The 11890-nt window shown below is 48.6% G+C and carries 9 protein-coding genes; all 9 read left to right on the top strand.

Annotation, left to right across the window (positions count from 1 at the left end; genetic code table 11):
* The first annotated feature begins 190 nt into the window (after window positions 1-190).
* Window positions 191-1042, top strand: a complete 852-nt coding sequence (locus GKG43_RS19735) for a class II fructose-bisphosphate aldolase (RefSeq protein WP_055153334.1) — start codon at window positions 191-193, stop codon at window positions 1040-1042.
* Between the two features lie 100 nt (window positions 1043-1142).
* Window positions 1143-2141: a LacI family DNA-binding transcriptional regulator gene (locus GKG43_RS19730; RefSeq protein WP_050640110.1), complete on the top strand. Its 999-nt coding sequence runs from the start codon at window positions 1143-1145 to the stop codon at window positions 2139-2141.
* Between the two features lie 93 nt (window positions 2142-2234).
* Window positions 2235-3755, top strand: a complete 1521-nt coding sequence (gene xylB, locus GKG43_RS19725) for a xylulokinase (protein ID WP_055153336.1) — start codon at window positions 2235-2237, stop codon at window positions 3753-3755.
* Window position 3756: 1 nt separating this feature from the next.
* Window positions 3757-4800 (top strand): galactitol-1-phosphate 5-dehydrogenase, encoded by a 1044-nt coding sequence (locus tag GKG43_RS19720; protein WP_055153338.1) that lies wholly within the window; start codon window positions 3757-3759, stop codon window positions 4798-4800.
* Between the two features lie 218 nt (window positions 4801-5018).
* Complete coding sequence (gene pfkB, locus GKG43_RS19715) at window positions 5019-5951, top strand: 1-phosphofructokinase (protein WP_055153340.1); 933 nt, start codon at window positions 5019-5021, stop codon at window positions 5949-5951.
* A 53-nt stretch (window positions 5952-6004) separates the two neighbouring features.
* Entirely contained in the window at window positions 6005-7015 is a 1011-nt protein-coding gene (locus GKG43_RS19710) for an aldo/keto reductase (protein WP_050640106.1), read from the top strand.
* 291 nt (window positions 7016-7306) lie between these two features.
* Complete coding sequence (locus GKG43_RS19705; RefSeq protein ID WP_050640839.1) at window positions 7307-8911, top strand: response regulator; 1605 nt, start codon at window positions 7307-7309, stop codon at window positions 8909-8911.
* 3 nt (window positions 8912-8914) lie between these two features.
* The gene (locus tag GKG43_RS19700) at window positions 8915-10720 is read left to right on the top strand and encodes a sensor histidine kinase (protein WP_055155145.1); all 1806 of its coding nucleotides are present in this window, start codon (window positions 8915-8917) and stop codon (window positions 10718-10720) included.
* Window positions 10701-11699, top strand: a complete 999-nt coding sequence (locus GKG43_RS19695; RefSeq protein ID WP_055155144.1) for a substrate-binding domain-containing protein — start codon at window positions 10701-10703, stop codon at window positions 11697-11699. The genes GKG43_RS19700 and GKG43_RS19695 overlap by 20 nt, the downstream gene beginning before the upstream one ends.
* Window positions 11700-11890 lie beyond the last annotated feature (191 nt).

Below are 11890 nucleotides of genomic sequence, written 5' to 3'. Positions count from 1 at the left end.
TGCATTATGGCAAAGAAAAAGAAGCTCTGTTACGAGCTTCCTAAAGAATGAACGCTAAATCGACTGTGAATAGTAACGTTTCTATTATAATGTTTTGAAAACTGGGGATTGACATTCTGACAAAACCGGATTATTATATAAATATAAACAAACCGAAACGTTTCGGTTAACCCTAAGGAGGATAATACATATGCCATTAGTTACATCAGAACAAATGTTATGGGATGCGCAGAAGGGCGGTTATGCTGTAGGTGCCTTTAATGTGGAGAATATGGAGATGGTGAAGGCCGTGATTGCGGCTGCGGAGGAGCTGCGTGCGCCTGTTATGCTGCAGACGACCCCTTCCACAGTGAAGTACGGTTCACTGGACACCTATTTTGGGATCGTTGCTGCGGAAGCAAAAAAGGCTTCGGTTCCTGTATGCTTACATCTGGACCATGGCAGCAGCTTTGATCTGGCGGTACAGGCAATCAAGGCGGGGTATACCTCGGTCATGATCGATGGCTCACATGAGAGCTTTGAAGATAATATTGCTGTCAGCAAAAAGGTGGTAGATGCAGCCAAAGCATGTGGCATACCGGTGGAAGCAGAGCTGGGTAAGGTCGGCGGTAAGGAAGACGATCTGGAAGCAGAAGCGGATACCAATACAGATCCTGCAGAAGCAAAGGAATTTGTGGAGAGAACCGGGGTTTCCTCCCTGGCAATTGCAATCGGGACGGCTCACGGATTCTATGCAGGCACTCCGGTGCTGGATAAAGAAAGAGTGTCCGAGATCAGAAAGGTGGTCTCTGTACCGCTTGTTCTTCACGGGGCTTCAGGCCTCAGCGATGATGATGTCAAAGAGTGTGTGGAGCGCGGGATGTGCAAAGTGAACTTTGCCACAGAGCTGCGGGTTGCTTATACAGACGCAGGCAAAAAACTTCTTAAGGAGAAACCAGATACCTTTGATCCTAAGAAACTTGGCATTGTGGGTATGGAAGCAGTGAAGAATCTGGTGATGGAGCGCATGAAGGTATGCGGATGCGACCATAAAGTGAATTAGTTCCTGTTCACACCCTTTGGGCGTATACGGCACGGTTTGAACAGTAACGTAAAATAGTCTTTCTGTGCACGGCACAGGGGCAGATAAGGCAGGGATAACCATGGCAGCTACGATCAAGGATATTGCGAAGAAAACCGGACTTGGCCTGGCAACTATTTCTTCCTATTTAAATGGAGGCAATGTAAGAGAGAAGAACCGGATCAAGATAGAGGAAGCGATAGAGGAGCTTCACTTTGAAGTCAACGAGGTGGCAAGAGGCCTGAAGACAAATAAGACGAAAACAATCGGAATTATCATACCGGAGCTGAACAATATTTTCTGTGCTGAGATTATCACGGAAGTGGAGGACCAGCTCAGAAGCCATGGATATGCAACCATGATCTGCGACTGCCGTACGGACGAAAAACGGGAAGAGGAGGCTGTCGAGTTTCTGCTTCACAGGCGAGTGGACGGATTGATCATTATGCCCTCAGGAAAAAGGGGCGTATATCTGCAGAAGTTCCTTCGGGCCGGAAAGCCGGTGGTGTTGATTGACCGGAAACTCAAAGACATAGAATGCGACTGTGTCCTGGTAGACAATGAAGGTGCGGCAAGGGATGCTGTGGAACGGCTGCTCAAGGCAGGACACAGGAAGATCGGCATGATTGCCGGACCGGAAGAAATCTATACCGCAGAAGAGCGGTACCGGGGCTATTGTATGGCTATGGAGAAGGCAGGCGCTGCCTTTGGAGAAGGGCTGGTGGTCCGCGGCGACTATACGATTAAGGGCGGCGCGGCAGCCATGAAGGAACTGTTCAGGAAAAATCCGGATATGACGGCAGTATTCGTTTCCAATTACGAGATGACCATGGGTGCGATCATAGAGGTTAACGAGCTGGGGATTGAGATCCCCGGGCAGCTTTCCTTTATTGGGTTTGATAATGTGGAGTTTGCCAAGGCAAGCATTCCCAGGCTGAGTATTGTGGCCCAGCCCACAAAAGAGATTGGCAGCTGCGTGTCGGAACTGATGCTTAGGAGGCTGGACGATGCGGGAGCGCAGGAAGAGAAAGAGACGGTGAAGCTAAAGACGACCTTTGTGGAAGGAAAATCTGTCAGATGACAGAATTTTCTTTTAAGGAGAACCGAAACGTTTCGATAGAGAGCAATTTGATATTTCCGTTTATATAAACAGCGGATGGTATGGGAGGTAGAGATGGAACAATATTTACTGGGAATTGATATAGGAACCAGTGCCTGTAAGATTGCTGTATTTGACCGGGGCGGTAAGGTAATAGCCACGGCAAATGGCAGTTATCCGGTGTATTATCCTCATCCGGGATGGGCAGAACAGAATCCGGAAGAATGGTGGGATGCCATATGTTCTGCGGTTAAAGAAGTACTGTCCCACGGCAGTATCCGGCCGGAGCAGATTGCCGGCGTCGGAATTGACGGGCAGAGCTGGTCGGCAATTGCGGTTGACCGGGAGGGCAGTGTGCTTACGAATACACCGATTTGGATGGATACAAGGGCTGCGGATATCTGCGATGAACTCAATAAGAAGATCGGGGCGGACGAGATATTCGAACTTTCCGGTAATTCTCTGCAGCCCTCTTACACAACGGCCAAGATTATCTGGTACCAGAGAAATCTGCCGGAGATATATGCGCAAACTTATAAGATTCTGCAGTCCAACAGCTATATTGCCTATAAGCTGACGGGGGAGATGACTCAGGATCTTTCCCAGGGATATGGGCTGCATTGCTTTGACATGCACACAGGAACGTGGGATATAAAAATGTGTGAGAGGCTTGGGATCCCGGCGGAGTTTCTGCCGGAAATCCATCCCTGCCATGAGGTGATCGGTAAGGTTACGGAGAAGGCTGCCGCAGAAAGCGGTCTGGCCGTTGGAACACCGGTGGTGGCAGGAGGTCTGGACGCGGCGTGCGGAACCTTAGGCGCGGGGGTCATCCATCCGGGAGAGACTCAGGAACAGGGCGGCCAGGCGGGCGGCATGAGCATCTGCACAGATACATATCAGGCGGACCCAAGATTAATTCTGGGATACCATGTGGTTCCGGGCCAATGGCTGCTTCAGGGCGGCACCACCGGCGGCGGGGGTGTTATGAGGTGGCTGGAACAGCAGTTTGGAGACTACGAGAGGGAAGAAGGGAAGAGACAGGGAAAAAGCTCTCTGGAATTATTTAATGAGATGGCGGAAAAGGTATCTCCGGGAAGCGGCGGAACCGTATTTCTGCCCTACATGTCCGGCGAGCGTTCTCCTATCTGGGATCCGGATGCAAAGGGCGTATTTTACGGCCTGGATTTCAGCAAGACAAAGGCGCACTTTATCCGGTCTGCCATGGAAGGCGTGGCATATGCCCTGAAACATAATCTCGATGTGGCAGAAGAGGCGGGGGCAAAGGTCAGCGTACTGCGTGCCATGGGCGGTTCAGCCAATTCACTGCTCTGGACACAGATCAAGTCCGATATTACGGGAAAACCGATCCTCGTTCCTTCCTCTGATACAGCTACAACACTGGGCGCTGTCATACTTGCAGGCGTGGGTGTGGGCATGTATGAGAGTTTTGAGGAGGCAGTTGCCCTGACGGTGGAGAACAGACGGTCCCATGAACCGAATCCGGACAATGCTTCCGTTTACGAAAAGAACTATCAGATTTATCTGGAACTATATCATAATTTAAAAGAAACCATGAAAAAAACAGGAGGCAGGTAAAATGAAAGCAGCAGTAGTATGCGCAAATGAGGATGTACAATATCTGGATTACGAGGAGCCCCAGGCAGGGCCGGGCGAAGTCAAGGTGAAAGTGAAGGCTTCCGGAATCTGCGGCTCTGATATTCCCAGGGTGCTTCATAACGGCGTGCATTTCTATCCCATCGTACTGGGACACGAGTTCTCGGGTGATGTCGTGGAAGTGGGGGAAGGCGTTACGAAAGTAAAAGTAGGGGACCGGGTATCCGGGGCGCCGCTTCTTCCCTGTATGAAATGCGACGACTGCCAGAACGGCAACTTCTCCCTCTGTAAGCATTACAGCTTTATCGGATCCAGACAGCAGGGCAGCAATGCGGAGTATGTAGTCGTACCGGAGCAGAATGCGGTTGTTTTTGACCCGAGTATTTCCTATGAGCAGGGGGCCATGTTCGAACCTTCCACGGTCGCACTGCACGGCCTTCTGCAGAACGACTACCAGGGGGGACAGTATGTTGCGATTCTGGGCGGCGGAACCATTGGGATGTTTACGATGCAATGGGCGAAGATCTTCGGTTCCAAAAAAGTGGTTGTTTTTGATATCAGCGATGAAAGGCTGGAGCTTGCAAAACGTCTCGGAGCAGATGAAGTGATCAATACAACAAAAGAAGACTACATGGAGGAAGCGATGGCTGTCACGGGCAGCAAGGGTTATGCATACGTATACGAGACCGCAGGACAGGCGCCTACGATGTATATGGCCTTCGAGCTGGCGGCAAATAAAGCGCATGTATGTTTTATTGGGACTCCCCATGTAGACCTTACATTTACGCCGGCCATGTGGGAGAACATGAACCGCAAAGAGTTCAAACTGACAGGTTCCTGGATGTCCTACAGCTCTCCGTTCCCCGGAAAAGAGTGGGAACTGACGGCGCATTATTTTGCAACCGGACAGCTCAAATTTGATCCGGGATTCATATATAAAAAGATGCCCATGAGCCAGGCCCAGGAAGCATTCCAGATGTTTAAGACACCGGGGCTTGTAAAAGGAAAGGTTCTGTTGATGAACTAGTACAGCAGCGCACTAATAATTCAGCAATAAGCACCTGCTCTCTACGCCATAGCTGCACCTGCTTTCACTAGACGTAGGAACCACTACGCCGTCGCGAAAGCAGGCACACCTCTGACGCAGATATCAGGCACTTATTACTGAAAGATTCATGCACGGCTGTACTAGTACATCTGGTCGTGGACAGATATGATTAACTAAAGCTTGGGAGGGCTGAATTCATGATACTTACAGTCACGTTAAATGCGGCGATCGACAAGAGATATGTAGTGGAGGGCTTTCAAACCGGTGAAGTGAACCGGGTCAGAGAATGCGCTTATACGCCGGGCGGAAAAGGGCTCAATGTTTCCAAGCCTGCAGCAATTGCGGGTGCTGAAGTGGTTGCCACGGGTTTTGTCGGCGGGCATGCGGGCGCTTATATAGAAGATTCCCTGAAACCATTCGGGATTGAAAGTGCATTTTATCATATGGAGGCGGAGAGCCGATCCTGTATTAACATATGGGATGAGGTGAACCATGTGCAGACAGAATTTCTGGAACCTGGTTTTACCGTATCCGAGCAGGATTTCAACGGATTTCTGGAAAAATTCCAGGGGCTGGCGGCTAAGGCCGATGTCGTGGCAATGTCGGGAAGCGTACCCAAAGGTCTGGACGGAACTGCATACCAGAGGCTGGTTAAGGTCTGCAGGGATGCCGGGAAAAAAGTGATTCTGGATACAAGCGGAAGGCTGCTGGAGATGGGAATAGAAGCGAAACCGACGATGATTAAGCCAAATCTGGATGAGATCAGGATGCTGACGGGGCAAGAATGCGAGAGTATCAACGATATGATAGAGGCTGCGAAAAGAATCCACAACGATGGCGTGGAGATTGTAGCCGTTTCACTAGGCGGAGAAGGATCATTCGTTGTGTGCAGTGAAGGGATATACCGGGCAGAGGTTCCGAAAATTGATGCAGTGAATACTGTGGGATGCGGCGATTCCATGATAGCCGGATTCGCTCTGGGGCTGAGCGAGGGGCTTTCCATGGAAGGGGTATTGAGAAAAGCAAGTGCGATTTCCGCGGCGGCAGCCCTGAGAGAAGAGACCGGTTTCTATGTAAAAGAAGATATGGAGCGTATTTTCCCGGAAATCCGGATCGTAAAAATGAAATAAAAATTCCCGTATTTATACGGTGAAAATAAGAAAAGAAAGAAGGAGATAAAAAGATGGGAGAATTTATTAATCCGGCAGATGTGCCAAAAGTGAAGCTTTATACAGGTGAAGAAGTACCATGTGTAGGAATGGGAACGTTTGGTTCCGACAGATTTACAGCACAGCAGGTGTCAGACGCGGTCGCAGGAGCAATCCGATGCGGATACCGCATGTTCGACTGCGCGGCGTGCTATGGAAATGAGGACCAGATCGGGGAGGTCTTCAAAGCTGCATTTGACGAAGGCGTGGCAGAGCGCAAAGAGCTTTATATTATGACAAAAGTTTGGAACGATATGCACGAAAGAGTGGAGGAATCCTGCAGAAAGAGCATTGCAGACCTGCAGTGTGATTACATCGACATGTTCTTTATCCACTGGCCGTTCCCGAACTATCATGCACCTGGATGCGATGTGGACTCCAGAAATCCGGACTCCAAACCATTCAGCGTGGAAGAGTTTATGAGCACTTACAGACAGTGCGAGGCATTGGTAGAAAAAGGGCTGGTCCGCCATATTGGTATCTCCAATATGACAATACCGAAACTGGAAGCTGTACTGCCTCTTATGAAAATTATGCCGGCAGCATGCGAACTCGAGCTTCATGTATGCTTCCAGCAGCAGGAATTATTCGATTATCTTGTGGCTCACAACATCCAGCCAATCGGTTTCATGCCGTTAGGCTCCCCCCAGAGACCGGAGAGAGATATGTGTCCGGAGGACGTGGCTGACCTGCAGACACCGGAAATGCAGGAGATCGCAAAAGCTCACGGCGTGCATCCGGCTCTGATCGCACTGAAATGGGCGCATCAGAGAGGACAGATACCGATTCCGTTCTCTGTACATGAGGTTGAGTATGTAAGCAACTTAAAGAGCATGTTAGATGATCCGCTTACTGACGAGGAAATGGCAAAAATTGCAACTCTTGAGAGAAACAACCGCCTTGTAAAGGGGCAGGTATTCTTGTGGGAAGGCGCAAAAGACTGGCATGACCTCTGGGATGAAGATGGGGTTATTGTAACTTTGTAGGTAAGGTCCGCCTGCCGTGAGACTGACGGGGGAGGGAGCGCAGGACACATCCGGGCATTTCGGATGTGTCCTGCGCTCCCTCCCCCGTCAGTCTCACGGCAGGCTGGGCTGCATCCGACCGGGAGGGGAGCACAAACTTTATTTGTAACAGTTCAGGCAGGCATGAACTGTACCTTTATTATCAGATACTGCAATTTTCCAGTGCCGCCCCTCTTCCCCTGGAGAGAAACTTGTTGTATACTAATTCTAAGTATGCGGAGGAAAAATATGCTCATACGGGAGGATAAAACAGTGTATAAAGTTTTACTGGTAGATGATGAAATCCTGGTGCGCGAGGCGATTGGCGCAAAGATCGAATGGGGACAGCTGGGGTTTGAGCTGGTCGGCGACTGCGAAAACGGCAAGGATGCGATCGAATTTCTAAAGGAGACGCCGGTCGACGTTGTGCTTACGGATATCTGCATGCCATACATAGACGGCATGGGGCTGAGTAAGTATATCCATGAGAACCTGCCTCAGACTACGACCATTATTTTCAGTGGATACAGCGATTTTGAATATGCAAAGCAGGCGATTCAGTATAAAGTGGCCGAATATATTCTGAAGCCGGTTACTGCCAAGGAATTGTCCGAGGTGCTGAACAGAATCAGGGAGAAGCTGGACGGCGAGAGACAGCAGGAGCAGAAGCTGGATGAGCTGACGAAGGTATATCAGAGCTATACGAAGAATGAGGCACTGATCATATCCAGGGCGCTGTCGCGTCTGGTCAGGGGGACGCAGGACGTGGAGACAAGCCTGCGTGAGCTGGAGGAGTTCGGCATCACGATCAAAGGGGGATCTTACCGGGTGGCGGCCGTTGATATTGATGTGTATTCCGATTTGTATGAGACTGACGACGACCTGAAGAAGGAAAGCGCACTGATGTCCTTCGTTGTGGAGAACATCAGCAATGAGATTGTGAACAATCATAATGCAGGGCTGGCATACCGGGATTCCGACAACAGGGTCTGTATTTTGTTTCGGACAAATAAGCCAAAAGAGTATGCAGGTCAGGTGAATGCTATCTGCAGGGAGATTAAGTCTACCGTTTATGACGCAATGAAGCTGAGTGTTTCTATGGGGATCGGCAGCTATGTTACCTCTCTGGAGGAGCTTTACAAGTCCTACGATTCTGCCACAGCGATTCTCAAGTTCCGTTATACGAAGGGAACAGGTGTTATATTTGACTGTGAGGAGGCATTGCCGTCGGGGAATCCCATGGAGCTGGAACAGGATTTTAAAGACATTGCCGCTGCCGTGAAAGGGAAAGAGGAGACGGTACTTTATGAGATCCTGGATCATGTGGAGGACTGGATGCGGTCCGGTTATGTGAGCAGAAATAAGGCTGTGGCTTATCTTCATCAGGTACTCAGGATTATCTGCCAGACGGTGCAGGAGACAGACGAGGAGTTTTTGCTGAAGGATTCAGATATATCCGGTATAACAGATGCAAGGAACCTGGACAAGGCGATGAAGCTGATCCGGGAATATGCGGCCAGGGGGATGGATGCGGTTAACGCTGCCGGGCAGACGAGCGCGGAACGCCTGGCGGGTCAGGCGATGGACTATATCAGAGAAAATTACAGCAATCAGGATCTGGGATTGAATCATATCTGTGACTATCTGAACATCAGTACCAGCCGTTTCAGCAGCATCTTCAAGGAGGCCACAGGCAGGACCTTCACGGAAGTGCTTACCGGAGTCCGTATGGAGCGGGCAAAGCAGCTCCTCCGGCAGACAAGCCTTAAAAATTATGAGATCGCGGAGAAAGTGGGATTCAGTGATCCCCATTATTTCAGCATCGCATTTAAGAAAATGACAGGGAAAACTCCGAAGGAGTATGCCAGGGAGAGTTAATAAATGAAGAAAGAACAAGAACCCAGGACGATATTCGGCAGATTCAAGAGCATTCAGAGCACGATTATGGTTTCATTTTCTGTGCTGATGGTGATTGCAGTGCTGATCTTCCTTTTCATTGCATTGAACTTTACAAAGAATACGATCTATGAAAATTCGATCAATTATACCTCCCAGATTATCAAACAGGTGAATTATGATATCGATTCTTACATGGATTATATGCTGAATATATCATCGATCATTGCGGCAAACAGTGATGTTTCCTACTATCTGTATAATACGCAGCAGCCGGAAGAGGAATTGAAGGAAGAGAAGGAACGTATTCTAAGCCAGTTTAAAACCATTCGCAACAGCCGGAATGATATTTACAATATCGCGGTGGTAGCCGATAATGGGCGCAGTATTTTAAATGAAGGAGAGGATCAGTTTACCGAATATATTGACGTCCGGGAGCAGAGCTGGTACCAGGCGGCATTGTCGACGAAGAATCTGATCGCAATCTCTTCTTCCCATGTGCAGAATGCCATTAAGAGCAGTTATAAATGGGTGATTACTCTGAGCAGGCCGCTCGTAAACTACAAGACAGGTGAAAACGGCGGGGTGTTTTTTATAGACCTTAATTATAATGCCATCAGCTCACTGTGCAGTAACAATAATATCGGAGGTAGCGGCTACATCTTTATCCTGGATGAGAATGGAAATATTATTTACCATCCCCAGCAGCAGTTGATGTACGGCGGTCTGAAGACGGAAAATATCGATGAGATCATGTCCAGTACAAAAGACCATTTTCAGTCGGAAGAGGGCGATAAGCTTTATACAATATCCAAATCTGATATGACAGGATGGACCGTTGTAGGGGCAGCCTACACTTCGGAGCTGTTAAAAAATAACAAGCAGGCGCAGATGATGTACCTTCTGGTGGCGGGAGTTCTCCTGCTGGGGGTTATTGCGATATCCAGCATTATATCCAGAGAGATTACTAAGCCGATCCGCCAGCTCAGAGATTCCATGAGCATGGTGGAAGAAGGGCGGTTCGATAAGGCAAATGTGCCGGTCACCGCATCAAATGAGGTGGGAAGCCTGAGCAAATCCTTTAATGTGATGACAGAACGCATCCATACGCTGATGGAACAGAATGTGTACGAGCAGAAACAGAAACGGAAAAACGAACTGAAGGCGCTGCAGGCGCAGATCAACCCGCACTTTCTTTATAATACGCTGGATTCTATCATCTGGATGTCTGAAGCGGGAAGAAATGACGAGGTGGTACTGATGACTTCAGCGCTTGCCCGTCTTTTCAGACAGAGTATCAGTAATGACAAGGAGCAGGTTACGGTTGCCGAGGAGATTGAGTATGTGCGCAGCTATCTGACCATTCAGAAGATGCGCTACAAAGATAAGCTGGAATATTCCATTGATGTTTCTCCCGAGATCAATCATGTCATGATTATTAAGTTTGCCCTGCAGCCGATTGTAGAGAACGCGATCTACCATGGGCTGAAGTATAAAGACACAAAGGGAAATCTGAGCATACGGGGATATGTGCGGGGAAAGAAGGCCTATATCACGATTGCGGATGACGGAGTAGGGATGGAGGAAGCTGCCCTGGAGCATATTTTTGATGAAACAAAAAAAGAACATAAATCAAACGGTGTGGGAGTCCCTAATGTTCAGAAGAGGCTGAAGCTCTACTATGGACAGGAATACGGGATTTCTTATATCAGCAGGAAGGGGGTTGGAACAGTGGCAACCGTAACGGTGCCGCTGGAAGAGCAGGAAGATGATGAAGAAACTCACAGGTAAAACGCTTGTAACAGGAATGTTTTTATGTTGTATCCTCACTGCACTTTTTCTGATTATTTTCAACCTGCTGAGTATGCAGAGCCAGGATCAGAAAGTATATAAGGTGATCTTAATTCCCAAAACCATCGATGAGAAGAATGGCTTCTGGACATCTCTGATCGCCGGAGCGGAGCTGGGGGCGGAAGAGTTTAAGGCGGACATAGAAATCGTAGGGGGAAAGTCAGAGACCGATGTAGAGGGGCAGATCAGATGTATCCAGGAGGGGATTGAAAAACAACCGGACGCAATACTTGTCTCTCCCTGCAGCTATTCCGAGATGTCGGAGGCTCTTCAGAAGGTTGTGGATCATGGGATTAAACTGGTGCTGATTGATTCTGTGATAGACAGGGATATTGCACAGGGAATTGTTGCCACGGATAATTATCTGGCAGGCCGGGAACTGGGAGAGTTTACCCGGGGAATGGTGACAGACCAATCACAGATTGGGATAGTGGCCCATGTAAAGGGCTCATCGACCGCTATAGAGCGGGAAAACGGCATGAGAGAAGGCCTGGGTGAATATGAAAATCAGATTATGGACGTCGTGTTTTGCGGTTCTTCCTATGACAGAGCGTATAAGCTGACTGTGGATATGCTGGAAAAGTATCCGAAGATGGCGGTTATAATGGGCACGAATGAATACTCGGCAGTAGGGGCAGCGAGAGCGGTAAAAGATTTGGGACTTAAAGGAAAAGTTAAAGTAGTCGGCTTCGATAACTCTATTGAGGAGATTCAGCTGCTGGAGGAAGGCGTATTCCAGGGGATTATTATACAAAAGCCGTTTAATATGGGGTATTTGGGCGTTGAACAGGCGGTCCATATCCTGGATGGTAAAAAGTACGAGAAAAATGTGGATTCGGGCTGTAAGATGATTACTAAAGAAAATATGTATGAGGAAGAAAACCAGCGCCTGCTCTATCCATTTACCGGCCAGCAGTGAAATCTGCGGCCTGTATAAAGTATCATGCAGTGGATCAATAATGGATACCTGGGGACGTTTTGCGGCACATGTCCTGAGGTCAGGTCTTCAGTGAAGCCGAAAAATAATGATATAAAAATAAAGAAGAAAAGGTTAAAAATTTACGGTCGGTATTTTACAGACTGTAATTTTTTAACCTTTTTCAGTAAAAT

It is taken from the genome of Eubacterium sp. BIOML-A2, assembly GCF_009680135.1.
Classification (GTDB): Bacteria; Bacillota; Clostridia; order Lachnospirales; family Lachnospiraceae; genus Faecalicatena; species Faecalicatena contortus_B.
This window is presented reverse-complemented; position numbering and strand designations above follow the sequence as displayed.

What these genes read in the sequence shown, in the direction of transcription:
- xylB (WP_055153336.1), top strand. Translation starts at nt 2,235, where the DNA reads ATGGAACAATATTTACTGGGAATTGATATAGGAACCAGTGCCTGTAAG.
- GKG43_RS19720 (WP_055153338.1), top strand. Translation starts at nt 3,757, where the DNA reads ATGAAAGCAGCAGTAGTATGCGCAAATGAGGATGTACAATATCTGGAT.
- GKG43_RS19695 (WP_055155144.1), top strand. Translation starts at nt 10,701, where the DNA reads ATGAAGAAACTCACAGGTAAAACGCTTGTAACAGGAATGTTTTTATGT.
- GKG43_RS19700 (WP_055155145.1), top strand. Translation starts at nt 8,915, where the DNA reads ATGAAGAAAGAACAAGAACCCAGGACGATATTCGGCAGATTCAAGAGC.
- GKG43_RS19710 (WP_050640106.1), top strand. Translation starts at nt 6,005, where the DNA reads ATGGGAGAATTTATTAATCCGGCAGATGTGCCAAAAGTGAAGCTTTAT.
- GKG43_RS19730 (WP_050640110.1), top strand. Translation starts at nt 1,143, where the DNA reads ATGGCAGCTACGATCAAGGATATTGCGAAGAAAACCGGACTTGGCCTG.
- pfkB (WP_055153340.1), top strand. Translation starts at nt 5,019, where the DNA reads ATGATACTTACAGTCACGTTAAATGCGGCGATCGACAAGAGATATGTA.
- GKG43_RS19735 (WP_055153334.1), top strand. Translation starts at nt 191, where the DNA reads ATGCCATTAGTTACATCAGAACAAATGTTATGGGATGCGCAGAAGGGC.